Below are 19,832 nucleotides of genomic sequence, written 5' to 3'. Positions count from 1 at the left end.
GGCCCACCTGGAGGAGCTGCTGCTGGCCGCCGATCCGGACGCGCCCAAGGTGATCGCCTTCGAGAGTGTCTATTCCATGGACGGCGACATCGCCGACATGCGCGGCACCGTGGCCCTGGCGCAGAAGTACGGCGCGCTGACCTACCTCGACGAGGTCCACGCCGTGGGTATGTACGGACCGCGCGGAGCGGGCGTCGCCGAGCGCGACGGGGTGATGGCCGAGATCGACATCATCGAAGGCACGCTGGGCAAGGCGTTCGGGGTGATGGGCGGCTACATCGCCGCCGACGCGGTGATCGTCGACGCGATCCGCAGCTATGCCGACGGATTCATCTTCACCACCTCGCTGCCGCCGGCGCTGGCCGCGGGGGCGGTGGCTTCAATCCGCTACCTGAAGGACCACAACGAGATCCGCGTAGCGCACCAGGAGCGGGCGCAGACTCTGAAAGCCCGGCTGATCAAGGCCGGCCTGCCGGTGATGCCGTCGGTCTGCCACATCGTGCCGGTGCTGGTGGGAGACGCGGTGCACTGCAAGCTGATCTCCGACATCCTGCTTGAGGATCACGGTATCTACGTGCAGCCGATCAACTACCCGACAGTGCCGCGCGGGACCGAGCGGCTTCGCTTCACGCCGTCGCCTGCGCACACCGACGAGATGATCGAAAAGCTGGCACAAACGTTGGAGACCCTTTGGGTCCGCTGTAACGTCCAGCGCGTTGGCGGCGTGGCCGCCTAGACCTCACGCTGGCAGGTCGCGCTCCAGCCGCCCCTGAAGGTGGTCAATTCACGCACCGCTACGTGGTGGACGCGGCCGGCGCGTTCGATGGTGAACAGGTCGCCCAGGCGTGGGATCAGCGGATCGACCGACCAGATCACCACATCGCCGCAGCTAGCCAGGCGCCCACCGAAGATCTCGTAGCCGCTGGGATTGAATGGCCGCAGGGCCTTGTCGTGCAGGGCGGACTTCATTTGTGCCGCCGGACTCCACGACCGAGGCCGATCTGCTTGGCGAAGGCGGATCGGCGGGCGGCGTAAGCCGGGGCGACCATGGGATAGTCTGGCGCTAAGCCCCACCGGCGGCGGTAGTCGTCGGGGCTCATGTTGAAGCGCGAGCGAAGGTAGCGCTTGAGCATCTTCAGCCGTTTTCCGTCCTCAAGGCAGACGATGTATTCGTGCTGCACGGAGCGGCCGATGGCGACCGCTGGCTTTGGCCGCTCTTCGGGCGTCGGAGCGGCGTCACCGTCCGCGATCCCGCGCAAGGCGCCGTGGACGGCGCGGATTATGTCCGGGACGGCGTCGGCGGCGACCGCATTTCGGCTTACGTAGGCGGCTACGATACCCGCGCCGAGGCGCAGGAGTTCGTCGCCCGATGGGCCCTCGGAGTCAGGTCCGACGCTCATCAAGTCCCCCTTCAGCAAGTGCGACACGCGCCTTCAGCGCACTTAACCGGTGCGCTTTGAGCTAGCGGGTAACGCTGGAGTTTTTTGTTGGTTCCCGGAGGTAACGGGCGCTCGGCGGCGGTTGGAAGGCGGGCCGCAAAAGGGTAAAGGACCGGCTCCGTCGGCGACGAATCCGAAGCTGCCATTGAAAAGGCCCGCCCTTGACCCTGCTTATGCAAGCCCAGCCCTCTTCGGAGGAATTCTTCGCCCGCGACGTCGGCGAGGCCGATCCGGCCGTCGCCCGCATCCTCGAGGGTGAGCTGCGGCGCCAGCAGGACCAGATCGAGCTGATCGCCTCGGAGAACATCGTCTCCAAAGCGGTGCTGCAGGCGCAAGGGTCGGTGCTGACCAACAAATACGCCGAGGGCTATCCGGGCAAGCGCTACTACGGCGGCTGTGAGGTGGTGGACGAAGCCGAGACCCTCGCCATCGAGCGGGCCAAGGCCCTGTTCGGCTGCGAGTACGCGAACGTCCAGCCGCACTCCGGCAGCCAGGCCAACCAGGCGGTGTTCATGGCCACAATGGCGCCCGGCGACACCTTCATGGGCATGGACCTGGCGGCGGGCGGTCACCTGACCCACGGCAAGAGCGTCAACCAATCGGGCAAGTGGTTCCGGCCGGTGGCCTATGGGGTCCGCCAGCAGGACCACCTGATCGACTACGACCGGGCCGAAGAGGTCGCCCGGGCGGAGCAGCCCAAGGTGATCATCGCGGGTGGGTCGGCGTACTCCCGCGAAATTGATTTCGCGCGGTTCCGGGCGATCTCCGACGAGGTCGGCGCCCTGCTGATGGTCGACATCGCCCACTATGCTGGCCTGGTCGCCGGCGGTGTCTATCCCAACCCGTTCCCGCACGCCCACATCGTCACCACCACCACCCACAAGACTCTGCGCGGTCCGCGCGGCGGCTTGATCCTGACCAACAGCAAGAAGTGGGCGAAGAAGATCGACAGCGCCGTCTTCCCCGGCCTGCAGGGCGGCCCGCTGATGCATGTGATCGCCGCCAAGGCCGTGGCTTTCGGCGAGGCGCTGCAGCCGGAGTTCAAGCTCTATGCCCGCCAGGTCATCGACAACGCCCGGGCTCTGGCCGACAGCCTGCAGAGCGCGGGCTTCAAGATCGTCTCCAACGGCACGGACAGCCACCTGATGCTTGTCGACCTGACGCCCAAGGGAGTCAGCGGCGCTGACGCCGAGATCGCCTTGGAGCGCGCCGGCATCACCACCAACAAGAACGGCATCCCCTTCGACCCCCTGCCGCCGATGCAGACCTCCGGCCTGCGGGTCGGCTCGCCCGCCGCGACCACCCGGGGTTTCGGCCCCGGTGAATTCCGCCAGGTGGGCAAGTGGATTGGCGAGGTGCTCGACGGCTTGCGGGCGGGCGGCGACAACTCGGCCGTCGAAGCCAGGGTGCGCGGCGAAGTGCTGGCGCTCACCAGACGGCTCCCCATCTACAGCTAGTAGCGGTAGAAGGGCCGTGAGGGGACTACATCATGCGCTGCCCATTTTGCGGGAACGAAGAAAGCCAGGTGAAGGACTCGCGGCCTTCCGAGGACGGCGCGGCGATCCGCCGGCGCAGGCTGTGCCCAGGGTGCAACGGGCGCTTCACCACCTTTGAGCGGGTCCAGCTTCGCGAACTCACCATCCTGAAGCGGTCGGGGCGGCGCACGCCTTTCGACCGCGACAAACTCGCCCGCTCCATAGCCATCGCTATCCGCAAGCGCCCGGTGGAGCCGGAGCGCGTGGAGCGGATGATCTCCACCATCGCGCGCCAGCTTGAAAGCATGGGCGAGACCGAACTGCCGTCCTCCACGGTGGGCGGCCTGGTGATGAAGGAGCTGAAAGCCCTCGATGACGTGGCCTATGTCCGCTACGCCTCGGTCTATCGCGACTTCCGTGAGACCCAGGACTTCGCCCGCTTCCTCGGCGAGGAAGGCCTGAGCGAGGCCCCCGAAACCAAGCGCTGAGCCCCCGTGCCGGTCACTCTTAAGCTCGCCACGTCCCTGGACGGACGCATCGCCACCGCCAGCGGCGAGAGCCGCTGGATCACCGGCGGGGCCGCCCGTGAGGCGGTCCATCGCCTGCGAGCCGAGCACGACGCCGTGGTGGTGGGCGTGGAGACGGCGCTCGCCGACGATCCGGAACTCACCGTGCGGCTGGTAGGCTACGCGGGGCTCCAGCCGGCGCGGGTGGTGCTGGACAGCCGCCAGCGGCTGACGCCGGACTGCAAGCTGGTCCGCACGGCGCGCCAAACCCCCACCTATCTGGTCGCCACCACCTCGCCGGACCCTGCTCTGGTCGCGGCCGGCGTGCGCGTACTGCAGGTGCCCGCGGTCGGCGAGGACAGGCCGGAGTTGAAGGCGGTTCTACAGGCCCTGGCCGCCGAAGGTCTCGTTCGCCTGTTCGTTGAAGGGGGTGGGCGGGTGGCGGCGAGCTTCCTGCGCTGTGGGCTGGTGGATGCGCTGGAGTGGTTCCGAGCTCCCACGGTGATCGGCGGCGAGGGGCGCCCCGGCGTCGGCGCCCTGGCCTTGGCGGGCCTGGCCGACGCCCCCAAGTTCAGGCGTACGGAGGTCCGCGAACTGGGCGAAGACCTCTGGGAACGCTACGAGAGGACCTGAATGTTCACCGGAATCGTCACCGACGTGGGCCGCGTGCGGGCGGTGCGCGACACCAACCGCGACCGGCGCTTTGAGATCGAGACCGCCTTCGACCTGGCCAGCCTGGACCTGGGCGCCTCGGTCAGTCACGCTGGCTGCTGCCTGACTGTGGTGGAGACCGGCGAGGGCTGGTTCGCGGTTGAGGTCTCGGGCGAGACCCTGTCCATGACCACGCTCGGTGACTGGCATGAGGGCCGTCGGGTCAACCTGGAGCGCGCCGCCAGGGTTGGCGACGAACTGGGCGGCCACATCGTCTCGGGCCATGTGGACGGGGTCGGCGAGGTGCTCTCCGTGGAGAGCGAGGGCGGGTCCCACCGGGTGCGTATCCGGGCGCCGAGGCCCCTGCACCGCTTCATCGCGCCCAAGGGATCAATCACCGTGGAAGGCGTCTCGCTGACGGTGAACGAGGTCGAGGACGACGTTTTCGGCGTCAACCTGATCCCCCACACCTGGGACGTAACCACGCTTGGCGAGATGAAACCCGGCGGGCGGGTCAACCTGGAGATCGATATGCTGGCGCGCTATCTCGCCCGCTGGCGCGAAACAGCCTAAAGCCTGCGCGCGACCACGCCGAAGGGGCTCCGATGAGCGACGACAAAATCCGCATCCTGATCGTGGAGGCGCGCTTCTATGCGGACCTGGCCGACGCCTTGCTGGCAGGGGCGACGGATGCGCTTTCGGCCTTCGGCGCGGAGTACGACGTGGTGACGGTGCCGGGCGCCCTGGAGATCCCCGCAGCCATCGCCTTTGCGGAGGAGGGCGGCCACAGTCCGGTGGGCGGCGCGCGCTATGACGGCTACGTGGCGCTGGGGACGGTGATCCGCGGCGAAACCTATCACTTCGAGATCGTCTCCAACGAGTCGGCGCGGGGCCTGATGGAGCTGACCGTCAGCCGGCGGCTGTGCATCGGCAACGGCGTGCTTACGGTGGAGGACGAGGATCAGGCCTGGGCGCGGGCCCGGGCTAGCGAAGGCGACAAGGGCGGCGGCGCGGCGCGCGCGGCCCTGACCATGATCGAACTCAAGCAGCAACTCGCCGGCGGCCGCCGATGACCGGCCCGGTCCGCCAGGCGCGCTCGGTGGCGAGGCTGGCCGCCGTGCAGGCCCTCTACCAGATGGAGGTGTCGAGCGCCGGCGCCGAGACCGTGATTCGCGAGTTCGCCGAGCACCGTTTCGACCGCGATGTAGAGGACATGACCCTGGCCGCCGCCGACGAGGCGTTCTTCGCCGAGCTGGTTCGGGGCGTGGTCGAGCGGCAGAAGGATGTGGACGCGGCCATCGCCAGGCGCCTGGCCACCGGCTGGCGGCTGGAGCGGATCGACGCCACGGTGCGCGCGATCCTGCGGGCCGGCGCCTTCGAACTGGCCCACCGCGCCGATGTGCCCACGGAAGTGGTGATCGACGAGTACGTCGAGCTCGCGAAGAGCTTTTTCGAAGGCCCCGAGCCGGGCTTCGTCAATGGGGCGCTGGACGCCGTGGCCCAGGATGTCCGCAGCTGACGAGTTCGGCGAGATCGCGCGCCTGTTCCGCCCGCTGACCCGCGGCGCGGCGGGCGCCTTCGACCTGCTGGACGACGCCGCGGTGGTGCCGCAGCGGCCGGGCTTCGACCTGGTGATCACCAAGGACGCCGTCGTGGCGGGGGTCCACGTTCCGTCTGGCGAGGCGCCCGGCCTGGTTGCCCGCAAGCTCGTGCGGGTGAACCTTTCCGATCTTGCCGCCAAGGGGGCCGAGCCGTTCGCCGCCTTCCTGGGGGTGGCCTGGCCCGCGGTCTATGGGCCCACCGAGCGAGAGGCCTTCGCTGCGGGCCTGGGCGCGGACCTGGAAGCCTGGGGCGTGTCCTTGCTGGGCGGCGACACCGTGTCCACACCCGGTCCCCTGACCGCCAGCCTCACGGCCCTGGGCTGGGTCGCGGAAGGCCGGATGGTGCGCCGCGCGGGCGCGCGCCCCGGGCACCTGCTGATGGTCAGCGGCCCGATCGGCGATGGTTGGCTCGGGCTGGGGGCGGTGAGGGGCGAGGTCGCCGATCCCGACGGCTATCTGGCGGGCCGCTACCGGCTCCCCAATCCCCGTCTCGACCTGCGGGCGACCCTGCGGGGGGGCGCCAGCGCCGCGGCGGACATTTCCGACGGCTTGGTGGCCGACGCCCGGCATATCGCGGAGGCGAGCGGCGTGCGGCTGACGCTCGACCTCGATCGCATGCCGGTGTCGCCCGCAGGGGCGGCCTGGCTGGCCGACCAGGCCGATCCCTCGGCCGCACGGCTGCGGCTGGCGACAGGCGGCGACGACTACGAGATCGTCTGCACCGGGCCCGCCCCGCTCCACGGCTTCACGGTGGTGGGAGATGTTTCGGAAGGCGAGGACGTCGTCGTGCGAAGCGCTGGCCGCACCTTGGACCCGGGCGCCGGCGGATGGCGGCACGGGTGACAGGGAACCTGCGGGCGCCCGCCGTGTTGACTAGCTGGCGCGCGCGCCGGTCGGAACCCTCGATGCCCCAACCCGTTGGCCTGCTTGCGCTCTCCACCGCCAACGCGCCCTATGAAATGGCCCAGGAGGATGTCCTCGCGGCTGCGCGGCGGGTGATGGAACCCAACTTTCCGAACTTCGCCAGGCTGGCCCCGGTGTTCGCCACGGCGGGCATCCTCAAGCGCCAGTCGGTGATGCCCATGGAGTGGTACCTCGAGCCGCGCGGATGGCCGGAGCGTATGGCGGCCTACTTGGCAGGCGCGGTGGACCTCTTCGAGCAGGCGGCGCGCGCCGCTCTCGATGAGGCGGCAGTCACCGGGGCCGAAGTGGACATCATCGTCACCGTCTCCTCCACTGGCATCGCTACCCCGAGCCTGGAGGCCCAGGCTATGGGCCGGCTTGGATTCCGGCCCGACGCAGCGCGCGTGCCGGTGTTCGGCCTGGGCTGCGCTGGCGGCGCGACGGGCCTGGCTCTGGCCGCGCGGCTGGCGGCGTCGGAGCCGGGCGCCACGGTGCTATTCGTCTGCGTCGAGCTTTGCACCCTGGCCTTCCGGATGGACGGCCTGACCAAGGCTGACATCGTCGCCACGGCCCTGTTCGGCGACGGTGCGGCGGCCTGCGTCCTGCGGTCCGGCGCCGAGGGTTTCGCGGAGATCGCGGGCTATGCCGAGCACACCTGGCCGGACACCCTCGACATCATGGGCTGGAGGGTGGATCCCCAGGGCCTTGGGGTGATCTTCGCCCAGGCGATCCCGCCCTTCGCCCGAGAGAAGCTGCGCCCGGCCATGGACGCCATGCTGGCCAGCCAGGACCTCACCGCAGCCGACGTGGACCGGTTCATCTGCCATCCGGGCGGCATGAAGGTCGTAGAGGCTCTGGAGGCCTCGCTGGAGTTGGGGCAGGGCAGCCTGGACCACGAGCGCGCGGTGCTCGCCGACCACGGCAACATGTCGGCGCCCACCGTCCTCTATGTGCTGGACCGCGCCCGGCGGGCCGGACTGCCGAAGCGCTCGGTGCTGACGGCGCTGGGCCCGGGCTTCACCGCCAGCACCGTGACGCTCGCCGCATGATCGTCTCCGTCGTGATCCTGGCCCTGGTGACCGCCCAGCGCGTGGGCGAGTTGATGCTGGCCCGCCGCAACACCACAAAGCTGCTGGCCCGCGGCGGCGTGGAGAGCGGCGCCGACCACTATCCGTTGATCGTTGGCCTGCACGCCGCTTGGCTGGTGGGCCTGTGGGTGCTGGCCTGGGACCGGCCGCCGGTGCTCTTCTGGTTGGTCGTCTACCTCCTGCTGCAGGGACTGCGGGCCTGGACGTTGATGTCCCTGGGCGATCGCTGGACCACACGGATCATCACGATCCCGGGGGAGACCCTGGTCCGCCGGGGTCCTTACAAATTCCTGCCGCATCCGAACTATGTCGTGGTGGCCGGCGAGATCGCGGTGCTGCCGCTGGTGTTCGACCTGGGGGCCTATGCAGCGGTGTTCTTCGTGCTGAACGCCTCGGTGCTGTGGGTGCGGATCCGCGCCGAAAATCGGGCCTTGGCGGGGCCCGGACCAGGAAGCGCCGCCTCGCGCTGACGCCAAAAATGTGCACTGGGGGTTGCCTTTCCGGTCACGCTCCCGTCCTTGGCGCTCCGTCGCCTCCGACCCAGGCGGACGCAAGGATCTGCGATGCCATTCCCCGAAACCCACCCGGCGCTCGCCAGGGCGCTTGAATCTCAGGGCTACCGCGAGCCGACGCCCGTTCAGGCCGCGGTGCTCGCCGCGCCCGCCGACCACGACCTCCTGGTCTCGGCCCAGACCGGCTCGGGCAAGACCGTGGCCTTCGGCCTGGCCGCGGCCGGTCCGCTGCTGGGGGAGGCCCAGCGGTTTTCGTCGGCTGGCGCGCCTCTGGCGCTGGTGATTGCGCCCACCCGTGAGTTGGCCCTGCAGGTGGGTCGCGAACTGAACTGGCTCTACGCCGAGACCGGCGCGCGCGTCGTCACCTGCGTCGGCGGCATGGACGCCCGGCTGGAACAGCGCCAGCTGGCTGCCGGCTGCCATATCGTGGTCGGCACCCCCGGCCGCCTTCGCGACCACCTGGAGCGCGGAAACCTGATGCTCTCGTCCCTGCGCGTGGTGGTGCTGGACGAGGCCGACGAGATGCTCGACCTGGGCTTCCGTGAGGACCTCGAGGAAATCCTCGACTCCACGCCCGTGGAGCGCCGCACCTATCTGTTCTCCGCCACCATCGCCAAGGACATCGCCACCCTTGCGAAGCGCTACCAGCGCGAGACGGTGCGGATCGACACCATCCGCCGCGATGAGGCGCATGGCGACATCGAGTACCGGGCCGTCCGGGTGGCGCCCAACGAGATCGAGCGCGCGGTGGTCAATGTGCTGCGCTACTTCGAATCCCCCGGCGCCCTGGTGTTTTGCGCCACCCGTGAGAATGTGCGTCACCTCTATGGGGCGCTGCGGGAGCGCGGCTTTTCCGCCGTGGCCCTGTCCGGGGAGCTCAGCCAGAAGGAGCGCGCCGACGCCCTGCAGGCCCTGCGCGACGGCCACGCCAGGGCCTGCGTCGCCACCGACGTGGCCGCCCGGGGCCTCGACTTGCCGGACCTGGGGCTGGTGATCCATGCCGACCTGCCGGTGAATAAGGCCGGCCTGCTCCACCGCAGCGGCCGCACGGGCCGCGCCGGCCGCAAGGGTGTCTCGGTGCTGCTGGTGCCCTACACCCGCCGCCGCAAGGCCGAAATCCTGCTGGCCTCCGCCAATATCGAGGCCGAGTGGTCTGGCCCGCCGTCGGTGGAGGAGATCCGCAGCCGCGACCAGACCCGCCTGCTGGACGATCCGATCCTTACCGAGACCCCCACCGAGGCCGACCTGGAACTGGCCGGGCGGATACTCGCCGACCGCACCCCCGAGCAGGTGGCCGCCGCCCTGATCAGGCTGCACCGCGCGCGCCTGCCGGAACCGGAGGAGATGTACGACGACGTGCGCGACAGCCGCCCGCCCGAACCCAGGCCGGTGCGCGCCAAGCGCGAATGGGACCCGGCGGCCGACGGGGCCGTCTCCGACGCCGCATGGTTCCGCCTGACCATCGGGCGCAAGAACAACGCCGACCCCAAGTGGCTGATCCCGCTGATCTGCCGCCTGGGCCATGTCACCAAGCCCGATATCGGCCAGATCCGCATCTTTGACCGCGAGACCAAGTTCGAGATCCGGCGCGAGGCCGAGGGCCGCTTCCGCGAGGCCATCAAGTCCGCCGCCGCCGAAGGGGACATCCGGGTCGAGCCGGCCGGTGCGCCGGCTCCGGCCGAGCGTGGCCCAAGGCCCGGCGGACCCAGGCCCTCCGGCCCGCGTCCGGGCGGTCCCCCGAAGCACCGTGGCCCGCCGCCCAAGGGCCGCAAGCCGCCGCCCCGCAGCTAGGTGTAGTCGAACCGCACGTTGGAGCGGCCGAAGTCCAGCGCCACGGAATCGAACTGGGTGAGCAGGTCCATGCCCAGCACCAGAGCCGGGGCGGTCTGCATGCCCCAGACCTTGAACACGTGGGTGTCGGCGTAGACCACCTGCACATTGCCCAGGTGCAGGCCGCCCAGCCGCAGGAACGGCAGGTAGAGCGTCTCGCCCATGAAGCTTTCGCCGGCCAGGGACTCCAGCCGGACCGGCCGCGCCTTCTCGATAACCCCGCGGCGGCGCTCGGCGGCGCGCACCAGCTCCAGCAGCGGCCGGTTGCAGATGGTTACCTGCGACCCGGAATCGATGATGGCGCTGATCGGTTTTCCGCTCAGTTCGGCATCGACGATGGTCAGTTGGCCCAGGCGCCGCTTGGCCGGCACGATCACCCGGCCCTCGTGCGAGGACTCCAGGCGCGATTTGGTGATCTCCAGATTCTTCTGCTTGAACCCCAGGACCAGGCGCTGGCCCTTCAGCCAGTCAACCCCCAGCACGCCGTCCACATCGGTGCCCTTGATCGGTAGGGAAGGGGCCCGGACCTGCCGGCGATTGCGCGCGCCCACCTGCAGGCTGTCGATCACCACGCTGGGCCGGCTGCGTACGCCCACCACCGTGTGGACGTTGGCCGGAGGTCCCGGGGTGAGTTTCAGCTTCTCAGCCAAGCGTTGCGAGACGCAGGAGATATTGGCTCCGGTATCCATCAGGAAATTGAAGGGGCCCTGGCCGTTGATGGTCACCGGCGCCAGCATGTGCTCGTAGCGCCCGCCGACGGTGTCGACCGCAGTGGGGGTCTGGTCCTGGCCGGCCTCGGGCTCCTCATGCACGACCTGCGCCCAGCCCTGCCGGGTCGGCGACGCCGCCGCGCCCGCGCCCAAAAGGGCCACGGCAGCCTGCCGACGGGTAAGCATGACCTGTCTCCACCCTTGTTCTTACGACAGAAATACCACCGTTCGCCGGGGCGGTCACGCTGAAGGCGGCTCATGCGAGACAAGTGCCGGTCCATCATGGGATCAACAGGCTTGACCATGAGAACAAATGGGGAATAAGAACGAAGCCAGAACGACTGCACAGCTTGTCCACAACCCTGCCCACAGGAGATGCGTGAGATGGTTCGTCTGGCCCGAGAATCGCTGGCCTTTGCGTCTGTAGCCAGCTTTGTCTGGATGATGTGCACGGTGGCCGGCGCGGTGAGCTGACGGCCATGCGGATGGGAGAGGCGGCGGGGGTGAGCGAAGACAGCCAAGGCTTCGTTCACCTGCGGGTCCGCTCCGCCTATTCGCTGCTGGAAGGCGCCATCAAGGCCGATGTGGTCGGTCCCATGGCGCAGATGTCGGGCATGCCCGCCGTGGCGCTGACCGATCGGGCCAACCTGTTCGGCGCGCTGGAATTCTCGGTGGCCACCAAGGCCGCCGGCGTGCAGCCCATCGTCGGCTGCGCCCTTCCGGTCACCGGGATCGGCGAGGGACCGCCGGAGCGCTGGGCCAAGACGCCCACCGTGGTGCTGCTGGCGCAGAGCGAGCGCGGCTACCGCAACCTCACCGAACTGTCCTCGGCGGCGTTCCTTGAGGTGGAGGCCACCGAGGACCCCAACGTCTCCTGGGAAAAGGTCTGCGCCCACGCCGAGGGGCTGATCCTGCTCTCCGGCGGCCCTGACGGGCCGGTCGATCCTCTATTCGCCGCCGGCAAGGTCAAGGAGGGTCGCGCGGTCCTGGCCGAGATGCAGCGAGTGTTCGGCGACCGCTTCTATGTGGAACTCCAGCGGCACGGCCTGCCGGCCGAGGCCGCCGCCGAGCCGGAGTTGGTGGCTTTCGCCTATGAAGCGGATGCCCCGCTGGTGGCCACCAACGACGTCTATTTCCGCTACACCGCCCTGCACCAGGCGCACGACGCCCTGCTGTGCATCGCCGACGGCGCCTTCGTGGGCCAGGACGAGCGCCGCAGGGTCACCGCCGAGCACTGGTTCAAACCCGCCGCGGACATGCGCATCCTGTTCGCCGACCTGCCGGAGGCCTGCGACAATACCCTCGATATCGCGCGCCGCTGCGCCTTCATGGTCAACAAGCGCGACCCGATCCTGCCGCGTTTCCCCACCGAGGCGGGTCGCTCGGAGGCCGACGAACTGGCGCTGCAGGCGCGCGAGGGGCTGAAGGCGCGCATGGCCCGCGGCCAGGCGGCCATGTTCCCGGTGGCGGACTACGAAGCCCGCCTGGAGCGCGAGATCGGCGTGATCACCGCCATGGGCTTCCCCGGCTACTTCCTGATCGTGGCGGACTTCATCAAATGGGCGAAGGCCCGCGGCATTCCCGTAGGTCCGGGCCGGGGCTCCGGCGCCGGCTCGCTGGTCTCCTACGCCCTGACGATCACCGACCTCGATCCCCTGCAGTACGGCCTGCTGTTCGAGCGCATGCTGAACCCTGAACGGGTCTCCATGCCGGACTTCGATATCGACTTCTGCCAGGAGCGGCGGGAGGAGGTGATCAGCTACGTCCAGCAACGCTATGGCGTCGACCGGGTGGCGCAGATCATCACCTTCGGCACCCTGCAGGCGCGCGCCGTGCTGCGCGACGTGGGCCGGGTGCTGCAACTCTCGCTGGGCCAGGTGGACCGGCTGGCCAAGATGGTCCCGGCCAACCCCGCCAACCCGGTGACGCTGGCCAAGGCCATCGAGATCGAGCCGCGCCTGCGCGAGGCCCGCGACCAGGACGAGGGGGTGGCGCGCCTGCTGGACATCGCCCTGCAGCTGGAGGGGCTATATCGCAACGCCTCCACCCACGCCGCAGGCGTGGTGATCGCCGACCGGCCGCTCACCGAGCTCACGCCGCTCTACCGCGATCCGCGCTCGGACCTGCCGGCCACCCAGTTCAACATGAAGTGGGTGGAAAGCGCCGGGCTGGTGAAGTTTGACTTCCTGGGCCTGAAGACCCTGACGGTGATCGACCGGGCGCTGAAGCTCCTGGACAAGCGCGGCGCGGGCGTGGACATGGCCGCCCTGCCGCTGGACGACCCGAAGACCTACGAGCTGATGAGCAACGCCCAGACGGTGGGGGTCTTCCAGCTCGAAGGCCAGGGGATGCGCGACACCCTGCGCCAGCTCCGTCCCGGCTCCATCGAGGACGTCACCGCCATCGGGGCGCTCTACCGGCCAGGGCCGATGGACAACATTCCGGCCTTCGTGGACTGCAAGTTTGGCCGCAAGCCCATCGATTTCCTGCACCCAACCTTGGAGCCGGTGCTGCGCGAGACCTACGGCATCATCGTCTACCAGGAACAGGTGATGCAGATCGCCCAGATCCTGGCGGGCTACAGCCTGGGCGAAGCTGACCTGCTGCGCCGGGCCATGGGCAAGAAGAAGAAGGAGGAGATGGAGCAGCAGCGCGCGCGCTTTGTCTCGGGCGCGAGCGAAAAGGGGGTTCCGGCGGCGCAGGCCGGGGCGATCTTCGACCTGGTGGACAAGTTCGCCGGCTACGGCTTCAACAAGTCCCACGCCGCCGCCTACGCCGTGGTCAGCTACCAGACCGCCTGGCTGAAGACCAATGCGCCGGTGGAGTTCTTCGCCGCCTCCATGAGCCTTGAGGTCGCCAACACCGACAAGCTGTCGGTCTTTTACCAGGATGCCAAGCGCTTCGGCGTGAAAATCCGGCCGCCCAGCGTGAACCGCTCGGGCGCGGACTTCGACGTGGAGGCCGGCGAAGTGCTCTATGCGCTGGGCGGCATCCGCAACGTGGGCCTGCAGGCCATGGAGCATGTGGTCGCTGTTCGGCGCGAGGGCGGGCCGTTCAGGGACATCTTCGATTTCGTCGAGCGCATCGATCCCAAGCAGGTCAACAAGCGCACCTTCGAGACGCTCGCCCGCGCCGGGGCCTTCGACGAAATCCATCCCAACCGCGCCGAGTTGATCGCCTCGGTCGACTCCCTAATCGGCTACGCCCAGAGCGTGGCCTCCGACCGCGCCTCGGCCCAGGCCAGCCTGTTCGGCGGGGACCAGGCGGAGGCCGCGCGGCCCAGACTGACCCGGCAAGACCCCTGGAGCCCGGTCCAACGCCTGGACGAGGAGCTGGCGGCGGTGGGATTCTACCTCTCCGGCCACCCGCTGGATGACATGGTCGAGGCGCTGCGGCGCCGGCGCACGGACCTGCTCACCGACGCCATCGCCAAGGCGGAAGGCGGCGCCGAGGCCCTGCGCATGGCCGGCGTCGTGCGCCGCCGGCAGGAGCGTGCCTCGCAGGCCTCGGGCGAGAAGTTCGCCTTCGTCACCTTCTCCGACCCCACCGGCGAGTACGAGGTGCTGTTCCCGCCGGAGAACTGGCGCAAGTGCCGCGACCTGCTTGAGCCCGGCAAGGCGGTGGCGATCACCGTGCGGGCCCGGGCCAAGGACGGCGAGGTGCGCTTCTTCGGCGACAGCGCCGAGCCAGTGGAAAAGGCCGTGGAGAACGTGGTCGCGGGCCTGCGCGTCCATCTGGCGCCCCGCAGCGCCGAGATCGAGGCTCTGAAAGCCCGGCTGGAGGGCGTCGCCAGCGGACGCGGCGGGGAGATCGTGCTGGTGGCGGGTCTGGGCGGGGGGCGCGAGGTGGAGATGAAACTCCCCGGCCGCTTCAAGCTCGACAACGCCGTGCGCGGCGCGATCAAGACGTCCCCGGGCGTGACCTTCGTGGAAGACCTCTAGGGCGGCCAAGACCCCGAAGGGCTTGCCTTTTTACCCCCCAGCCCCTAAGTGCCCGCCTCATTCCACCACGCAGGCGTTTGGCGATGGTCGGGGAGACATCCCGCCATATCCATTCCGGTCCTTCCCAAGGGAAGGGTGGCCTGCGGAGGTTCAACCGGAAAAAGGACTAAGCAGGCCCCATGGCACTTCCCGAATTCTCTATGCGTCAAATGCTGGAAGCTGGCGCGCACTTCGGCCACCAGACCCACCGCTGGAACCCGAAGATGGAAAAGTTCATCTTCGGCAGCCGCTCGAACATCCACATCATCGATCTGTCGCAGTCGATCCCGCTGCTGCACCAGGCGCTCGTCAAGGTGCGCGAAGTGGCGGCTTCCGGCGGCCGCATCCTGTTCGTCGGCACCAAACGCCAGGCGTCGGAGCCGATCGCCACGGCAGCGCGCCGCTGCGCGCAGTACTACGTCAACCACCGCTGGCTGGGCGGCACGCTCACCAACTGGCGCACGGTGTCGGGCTCGATCGCCCGCCTGCGTGAGTTGGAAGGCCTGCTGGAAGGCGACAGTGGCCGCACCAAGAAGGAGCTGCTGCAGCTCAACCGTGAGCGCGACAAGCTCGAGCTTTCCCTGGGCGGGATCAAGGACATGGGCGGCATCCCGGACCTGATGTTCGTGATCGACACCAACAAGGAAGCTATCGCGATCCAGGAAGCCCGCAAGCTGAACATCCCGGTGATCGCCATCCTGGACACCAACTGCAACCCGGACGGCATCACCTATCCGATCCCCGGCAACGACGACGCCGCGCGCGCCATCCAGCTCTACTGCGACCTGATGGCCGACGCGGTGCTGGACGGGCTGGCTGCCGGCCAATCGGCGGCAGGTATCGACCTGGGCGCTTCGGAAGACCCGGTGGAGCCGACTTTGGCCCGCGAACTGGCGAAAGAAACCGCGGCTGAGCCCGAGATCACCACGCCGGAGGTCGACGCCCTGGAGGCCGAAATGACCGGCGTGGAAGCTCCTGCGGCCAAAGCCCCCGCGGCGGAAATTGTCGAGGCCCCGGTGGCCGAGCAGCCTGCAGAGGCTGCCCCGGAAGCCGAACCCGTCGCTGCCGAAGCCGAGCCGGCCGAGGCCGCCAAGGTTGAAGAGCCGAGCGAAGAAAAGGCCAGCTGAGCGCGCCTCTAGACGCGCTTGGCTGACCAACCGCATTCCCGGCCGGCGGACCTTCCCCAAGGAGGTTCGCCGGATCTCAAAACTCATAAGGAGCTGACCATGGCGGACATCACCGCTGCGCTGGTCAAGGACCTGCGCGACAAATCCGGCGTCGGCATGATGGACTGTAAGCGCGCCTTGCAGGAAACCCATGGCGACATGGACGCGGCGATCGACTGGCTGCGCACCAAGGGCCTGGCGAAGGCCGCCAAGAAATCCGACCGCGCGGCCGCCGAAGGCCTCGTGGCCGGCTTGGTGAGCGCCGACGGCAAGACCGCCGTGCTGATCGAGCTGAACGCCGAGACCGACTTCGTGTCCAAGAACGAGACCTTCCAGGCCGCGGCGCGCGACATCGCCCAGGTGGCCATGGACGTCGAGGGCGTGGAGGCCATCTCCGCGGCCAAGACCGCCAGGGGCGAGGTGGTCTCCGACATGGTCACCAACCTGATCGCCACCATCGGCGAGAACATGCGCCTGCGCCGCTCGGTCCGCCTGAACGTCGATCAGGGCGCCGTGGCGCTCTATCTGCACAACGTGCAGGGCGAGGGCGTGGCCCGGCTTGGCGTGCTGGTGGCGCTGGAAGGCGCCGGAGACCAGGCCAAGCTGCAGGAGGTCGGCCGCAAGATCGCCATGCACGTGGCGGCCACCGCCCCCCTGTCGCTCTCCACCGACGATCTGGACCCGCAGGCCGTCGACAAGGAGAGGGCCATCTTCACCGAACAGGCGCTGGCCTCCGGCAAGCCGCCTGGCGTCGTGGAAAAGATGGTCGAGGGCCGGATCCGCAAGTTCTTCGAGGAAGTCGTTCTGCTGAAGCAGGCCTTCGTCATGAACCCGGACCAGACCATCGAGCAACTGGTGGCCGAAGCGGCCAAGGAAACCGGTCAGCCGCTCGCCGTGAAGGCGTTCGTGCGCTTCGGCCTGGGGGAGGGCGTCGAGAAGAAGACCGACGACTTCGCCGCCGAGGTGGCCCAACTGACCGGCCAGGGCTAACCTGGAGACGATCCCGGGGGCGCGGCGCGTTCGACGCGCGCCGCGCCCTTGGTCTATCTTGCGCCAGCCTTAGATTCTCCCGGGACCCGCCGCCCATGTCCGACGCCAAGCCACGCTACAAGAAGATCCTCCTGAAGGTCTCCGGCGAGGTGTTGATGGGCGACCAGCCGTTCGGCATCGACACCGGGACCCTGGAGCGCGCCGCCGAGGACATCGCCGAGGTGGTCAAGACCGGCGTCGAGCTGTGCCTGGTGATCGGCGGCGGCAACATCTTCCGCGGCGTCTCCCTGGCCGGCAAGGGCCTGGATCGCGCCAGCGCCGACTACATGGGCATGCTCGCCACCGTCATGAATGCTATAGCCCTCCAGGGGGCTTTGGAGAAAGCTGGCGTCTACACCCGCGTCCAGTCGGCGATCCCCATGGACGCCGTCTGCGAGCCCTACATTCGCCGCCGTGCGCTCCGCCACCTGGAGAAGGGCCGCGTGGTGATCTTCGCTGCGGGCCTGGGCGCGCCGTTCTTCACCACCGACACGCCCGCGGCGCTGCGCGCCGCCGAAATGGGTTGCGACGCGCTGTTCAAGGGCACCAGCGTCGACGGCGTCTACACCGCCGACCCAAAGAAGGACCCGACCGCCAAGCGCTACGACACCCTGACCTATCAGGAAGTGCTGGCGAAGGATCTGCGGGTGATGGACGCCTCGGCGATCAGCCTGATGCGCGACAACCACATCCCGATCGTGGTGTTCTCGATCCGCGAGCGGGGGAACTTCCTCAAGGTCCTGCGGGGCGAAGGCGTCTACACCACCATCGCCTGACGCTATCGTCAGGCTCGTTCAGGACAAGACGGGAGACCCCCATGGCCGCCGCGGAAAAGCCGGTGCTTTCAAAGTACAGGGATCGCATGGAGAAGGCGGTCACGGCGCTGAAGGAGGAGCTCGCCTCCCTGCGTACCGGCCGCGCCTCGGCCAGCCTGCTCGACCAGGTGAACGTAGAAGCCTATGGCTCGACCATGCCGCTCAACCAGGTGGCGGCGGTGAGCGTGCCTGAGGCGCGCATGATCTCGGTCAACGTTTGGGACCGCAGCATGGTGATCGCCGTGGAAAAAGCTATCCGTTCCGCGGGCTTGGGACTGAATCCTGTCACGGATGGGCAGCATCTTCGGGTGCCGATCCCGGCGCTGACTGAGGAGCGCCGCAAGGAGCTCGCCAAGGTCGCCGGCAAGTATGCCGAGCAGCAGCGGATCGCTGTGCGCAACGTGCGCCGCGACGCCAACGACGATCTCAAGAAGGCCGAGAAGGCGGGCGACATCAGCCAGGACGAGCAGAAGAAGATGGAAACCGAGGTCCAGAAGGACACGGACGCGGCCATCAAGCGCATCGACGAGACCTTGAAGACCAAGGAAGTTGAGATCATGCAGGTTTGAGGCCTCCCTCAAGCCTCGACAGAACGGATATCGGATGACGGCCCCCCCCGGCGGCGCGCCAGCCCCTGAAGCAGGGCCCCGGCATGTCGCACTGATCATGGACGGCAACGGTCGCTGGGCTCAGGCTCGCGGTCTGCACCGGGCCATGGGCCATCGCGAGGGTGTCCAGGCGTTGAAACGCACCGTCCAGGCGGCGCCGGAGTTCGGCATCGAATGCCTGACGGTGTTTGGCTTCTCGACCGAGAACTGGCGGCGTCCGGCCGAGGAAGTCTCCGACCTGATGGGGCTGGTGCGGTCCTATGTGGCCAGCGATCTGGCCAGGCTGGAGCGCGAGGGCGTGCGCGTCCGCGTGCTGGGCCGCCGCACGGGACTGCCCGCCGACATCGCGGCCATCGTCGAACGCGCCGAGCGGTCGACGGCGCACAACAGCCGTTTTCTGTTGCAGGTGGCGTTCAACTACGGCGGCCGGGCGGACATCGTCGATGCGGCCCAGGGCTATGTGGACCAGCTTCTGGCCGGCCAGGCGACCGGGCCGCTCGACGAGGCGACCCTTGGTCTGGGCCTGTCCACTGCGGGCGGACCGCCGGTGGACCTGATCGTGCGCACCTCGGGCGAGCAGAGGCTGTCCAACTTCCTCCTGTGGGAGGCGGCCTATGCCGAGCTGGTTTATCAGAACGTGTTGTGGCCCGACTACGGGGCCGAGGCCCTGGCCGATGCCGTGCGCCAGTACCAGCAGCGCGACCGACGGTTCGGCGCGATCGCGGTCGAGCCGGCGCTCGCGGTCAGCTGATGGCGTTCAAGGTGCGCGACATGGGCCTGCGCGCCGCCTCGGCCATCGTCCTGGCGCCGCTGGCCATGCTGGCCGTCTGGTTCGGCGGGCCCTGGATTCTCGGCGTCCTGCTGATCGCCTGTGTCGTCCTGTCCATGGAATGGGCCAGGATGAGCGCGCCGTCCGACTGGAAGGCCGTCGCAGCCGCCGTCGCCCTGGCGCTGGTGGCGACACTGCTGTCCAATCCGAACGAGGCCCTGTCGTTCAGCCTGGTGCTGCTGGTTTTCGGCGGCGCTGCGGCCGGACTGTTCGCGAGAGCGCGGGGACAGTCCGGCATCGATGCGGCCTACGGCGTGCTGTACCTCGGCTGGCCGGCGCTGCTGCTGATCTGGCTGCGGGACGGAAACACGGCGATCGGCTTCTACTGGGTGACGTTGGCCTTCGTGGTCGCGTGGGCGTCGGATATCGTGGCCTTCCTGGTCGGCAGCGCCGTCGGAGGCCCGAAGCTGTGGCCGCGGTTCTCGCCCAACAAGACCTGGTCCGGCTTCATCGGCGGCCTGCTGGCGGGCACCGTGGCCGGCGCCGCCATGTCGGCCCTGCCCGAGGCGGGCGTGCGCTCGATGGGGTGGAGCGCGCTGCTCGGCTTCGCCGCCGCCCTGGCGACCATGGCCGGCGACCTTTGGGAATCTGCTCTGAAGCGGCGGTTCGGGGTCAAGGACGCGGGAAACCTGATTCCGGGACACGGCGGTCTGATGGATCGGGTCGACGGACTGATGTTCGCCATCGTGG

At 68.8% G+C, this 19,832-nt stretch carries 21 protein-coding genes and 1 pseudogene; 19 read left to right on the top strand and 3 right to left on the bottom strand.

Going from position 1 to position 19,832, the window contains the following annotated elements; translation table 11 throughout:
- Positions 1–736, top strand: a 736-nt coding sequence (gene hemA / locus ACLL81_RS06580; RefSeq protein WP_411287548.1) for a 5-aminolevulinate synthase, incomplete at its 5' end; no start/stop codon positions are given.
- Here the strand turns inward: hemA and ACLL81_RS06575 are convergent.
- Positions 733–969: a hypothetical protein gene (locus tag ACLL81_RS06575; RefSeq protein WP_411287547.1), complete on the bottom strand. Its 237-nt coding sequence runs from the start codon at positions 967–969 to the stop codon at positions 733–735. The two genes, hemA and ACLL81_RS06575, sit on opposite strands and share 4 nt — an antisense overlap.
- Positions 966–1,400 (bottom strand): MucR family transcriptional regulator, encoded by a 435-nt coding sequence (locus ACLL81_RS06570; protein ID WP_411287546.1) that lies wholly within the window; start codon positions 1,398–1,400, stop codon positions 966–968. The genes ACLL81_RS06575 and ACLL81_RS06570 overlap by 4 nt, the downstream gene beginning before the upstream one ends.
- 212 nt (positions 1,401–1,612) lie before the next feature.
- Here ACLL81_RS06570 and glyA point away from each other — a divergent pair, with 212 nt between their 5' ends.
- The 10 genes from glyA (at position 1,613) to ACLL81_RS06520 (ending at position 9,966) form a co-directional block, all read left to right on the top strand.
- A complete protein-coding gene (gene glyA / locus ACLL81_RS06565; protein WP_411287550.1) occupies positions 1,613–2,896 on the top strand; it encodes a serine hydroxymethyltransferase in 1,284 nt (427 codons plus the stop codon).
- A 32-nt stretch (positions 2,897–2,928) separates the two neighbouring features.
- On the top strand, positions 2,929–3,402 hold the full coding sequence (gene nrdR / locus ACLL81_RS06560; RefSeq protein ID WP_411287545.1) for a transcriptional regulator NrdR: 474 nt from the start codon (positions 2,929–2,931) through the stop codon (positions 3,400–3,402).
- Positions 3,403–3,408: 6 nt separating this feature from the next.
- On the top strand, positions 3,409–4,053 hold the full coding sequence (locus ACLL81_RS06555; RefSeq protein WP_411287544.1) for a RibD family protein: 645 nt from the start codon (positions 3,409–3,411) through the stop codon (positions 4,051–4,053).
- Positions 4,054–4,644: a riboflavin synthase gene (locus tag ACLL81_RS06550; protein WP_411287543.1), complete on the top strand. Its 591-nt coding sequence runs from the start codon at positions 4,054–4,056 to the stop codon at positions 4,642–4,644.
- Positions 4,645–4,676: 32 nt separating this feature from the next.
- Positions 4,677–5,144, top strand: coding sequence for a 6,7-dimethyl-8-ribityllumazine synthase (gene ribH / locus ACLL81_RS06545; protein WP_411287542.1), 468 nt, complete (start codon positions 4,677–4,679; stop codon positions 5,142–5,144).
- Entirely contained in the window at positions 5,141–5,590 is a 450-nt protein-coding gene (gene nusB / locus ACLL81_RS06540; RefSeq protein WP_411287541.1) for a transcription antitermination factor NusB, read from the top strand. Before ribH ends, nusB begins: the two co-directional genes overlap by 4 nt.
- Complete coding sequence (gene thiL, locus ACLL81_RS06535) at positions 5,577–6,515, top strand: thiamine-phosphate kinase (protein ID WP_411287540.1); 939 nt, start codon at positions 5,577–5,579, stop codon at positions 6,513–6,515. The genes nusB and thiL overlap by 14 nt, the downstream gene beginning before the upstream one ends.
- A gap of 62 nt (positions 6,516–6,577) precedes the next feature.
- Positions 6,578–7,624, top strand: coding sequence for a type III polyketide synthase (locus tag ACLL81_RS06530; protein ID WP_411287539.1), 1,047 nt, complete (start codon positions 6,578–6,580; stop codon positions 7,622–7,624).
- Positions 7,621–8,133 carry an isoprenylcysteine carboxyl methyltransferase family protein gene (locus tag ACLL81_RS06525; RefSeq protein WP_411287538.1) on the top strand — a complete coding sequence of 171 codons (513 nt, stop codon included), beginning with the start codon at positions 7,621–7,623 and terminating at the stop codon, positions 8,131–8,133. Before ACLL81_RS06530 ends, ACLL81_RS06525 begins: the two co-directional genes overlap by 4 nt.
- Before the next feature lie 93 nt (positions 8,134–8,226).
- Entirely contained in the window at positions 8,227–9,966 is a 1,740-nt protein-coding gene (locus tag ACLL81_RS06520; RefSeq protein ID WP_411287537.1) for a DEAD/DEAH box helicase, read from the top strand.
- Here ACLL81_RS06520 and ACLL81_RS06515 read toward each other — a convergent pair.
- A complete protein-coding gene (locus ACLL81_RS06515) occupies positions 9,963–10,901 on the bottom strand; it encodes a retroviral-like aspartic protease family protein (RefSeq protein WP_411287536.1) in 939 nt (312 codons plus the stop codon). The genes ACLL81_RS06520 and ACLL81_RS06515 overlap by 4 nt on opposite strands.
- A 189-nt stretch (positions 10,902–11,090) precedes the next feature.
- Here ACLL81_RS06515 and sidA point away from each other — a divergent pair, with 189 nt between their 5' ends.
- The 8 genes and pseudogenes from sidA to ACLL81_RS06475 form a co-directional block, all read left to right on the top strand.
- The gene (gene sidA / locus ACLL81_RS06510) at positions 11,091–11,189 is read left to right on the top strand and encodes a cell division inhibitor SidA (RefSeq protein WP_411287535.1); all 99 of its coding nucleotides are present in this window, start codon (positions 11,091–11,093) and stop codon (positions 11,187–11,189) included.
- 11 nt (positions 11,190–11,200) lie between these two features.
- Positions 11,201–14,656, top strand: a complete 3,456-nt coding sequence (gene dnaE / locus ACLL81_RS06505; protein ID WP_411287549.1) for a DNA polymerase III subunit alpha — start codon at positions 11,201–11,203, stop codon at positions 14,654–14,656.
- 179 nt (positions 14,657–14,835) lie between these two features.
- Positions 14,836–15,606, top strand: a pseudogene (gene rpsB / locus ACLL81_RS06500) (30S ribosomal protein S2); the annotation flags it as partial.
- Between the two features lie 315 nt (positions 15,607–15,921).
- Positions 15,922–16,851, top strand: a complete 930-nt coding sequence (gene tsf / locus ACLL81_RS06495) for a translation elongation factor Ts (RefSeq protein ID WP_411287534.1) — start codon at positions 15,922–15,924, stop codon at positions 16,849–16,851.
- 95 nt (positions 16,852–16,946) lie between these two features.
- Positions 16,947–17,666 carry a UMP kinase gene (gene pyrH / locus ACLL81_RS06490; protein WP_411287533.1) on the top strand — a complete coding sequence of 240 codons (720 nt, stop codon included), beginning with the start codon at positions 16,947–16,949 and terminating at the stop codon, positions 17,664–17,666.
- 41 nt (positions 17,667–17,707) lie between these two features.
- On the top strand, positions 17,708–18,274 hold the full coding sequence (frr, locus tag ACLL81_RS06485; RefSeq protein WP_411287532.1) for a ribosome recycling factor: 567 nt from the start codon (positions 17,708–17,710) through the stop codon (positions 18,272–18,274).
- A 34-nt stretch (positions 18,275–18,308) separates the two neighbouring features.
- Positions 18,309–19,064, top strand: coding sequence for a polyprenyl diphosphate synthase (gene uppS / locus ACLL81_RS06480; RefSeq protein ID WP_411287531.1), 756 nt, complete (start codon positions 18,309–18,311; stop codon positions 19,062–19,064).
- On the top strand, positions 19,064–19,832 hold a 769-nt coding region (locus ACLL81_RS06475; protein ID WP_411287530.1), incomplete at its 3' end, for a phosphatidate cytidylyltransferase. The genes uppS and ACLL81_RS06475, both read left to right, overlap by 1 nt.

Origin of the sequence: Phenylobacterium sp., from assembly GCF_046590535.1 — a bacterium.
In the GTDB taxonomy this organism is placed as follows: domain Bacteria; phylum Pseudomonadota; class Alphaproteobacteria; order Caulobacterales; family Caulobacteraceae; genus Phenylobacterium.
This window is presented reverse-complemented; position numbering and strand designations above follow the sequence as displayed.

Bases quoted from the DNA above. Each gene is read 5' to 3' on its own strand.
- ACLL81_RS06575 (WP_411287547.1), bottom strand. From the start codon at position 969: ATGAAGTCCGCCCTGCACGACAAGGCCCTGCGGCCATTCAATCCCAGC.
- ACLL81_RS06570 (WP_411287546.1), bottom strand. From the start codon at position 1,400: ATGAGCGTCGGACCTGACTCCGAGGGCCCATCGGGCGACGAACTCCTG.
- glyA (WP_411287550.1), top strand. From the start codon at position 1,613: ATGCAAGCCCAGCCCTCTTCGGAGGAATTCTTCGCCCGCGACGTCGGC.
- nrdR (WP_411287545.1), top strand. From the start codon at position 2,929: ATGCGCTGCCCATTTTGCGGGAACGAAGAAAGCCAGGTGAAGGACTCG.
- ACLL81_RS06550 (WP_411287543.1), top strand. From the start codon at position 4,054: ATGTTCACCGGAATCGTCACCGACGTGGGCCGCGTGCGGGCGGTGCGC.
- ribH (WP_411287542.1), top strand. From the start codon at position 4,677: ATGAGCGACGACAAAATCCGCATCCTGATCGTGGAGGCGCGCTTCTAT.
- nusB (WP_411287541.1), top strand. From the start codon at position 5,141: ATGACCGGCCCGGTCCGCCAGGCGCGCTCGGTGGCGAGGCTGGCCGCC.
- thiL (WP_411287540.1), top strand. From the start codon at position 5,577: ATGTCCGCAGCTGACGAGTTCGGCGAGATCGCGCGCCTGTTCCGCCCG.
- ACLL81_RS06530 (WP_411287539.1), top strand. From the start codon at position 6,578: ATGCCCCAACCCGTTGGCCTGCTTGCGCTCTCCACCGCCAACGCGCCC.
- ACLL81_RS06525 (WP_411287538.1), top strand. From the start codon at position 7,621: ATGATCGTCTCCGTCGTGATCCTGGCCCTGGTGACCGCCCAGCGCGTG.
- ACLL81_RS06520 (WP_411287537.1), top strand. From the start codon at position 8,227: ATGCCATTCCCCGAAACCCACCCGGCGCTCGCCAGGGCGCTTGAATCT.
- ACLL81_RS06515 (WP_411287536.1), bottom strand. From the start codon at position 10,901: ATGCTTACCCGTCGGCAGGCTGCCGTGGCCCTTTTGGGCGCGGGCGCG.
- sidA (WP_411287535.1), top strand. From the start codon at position 11,091: ATGCGTGAGATGGTTCGTCTGGCCCGAGAATCGCTGGCCTTTGCGTCT.
- dnaE (WP_411287549.1), top strand. From the start codon at position 11,201: ATGGGAGAGGCGGCGGGGGTGAGCGAAGACAGCCAAGGCTTCGTTCAC.
- tsf (WP_411287534.1), top strand. From the start codon at position 15,922: ATGGCGGACATCACCGCTGCGCTGGTCAAGGACCTGCGCGACAAATCC.
- pyrH (WP_411287533.1), top strand. From the start codon at position 16,947: ATGTCCGACGCCAAGCCACGCTACAAGAAGATCCTCCTGAAGGTCTCC.
- frr (WP_411287532.1), top strand. From the start codon at position 17,708: ATGGCCGCCGCGGAAAAGCCGGTGCTTTCAAAGTACAGGGATCGCATG.
- uppS (WP_411287531.1), top strand. From the start codon at position 18,309: ATGACGGCCCCCCCCGGCGGCGCGCCAGCCCCTGAAGCAGGGCCCCGG.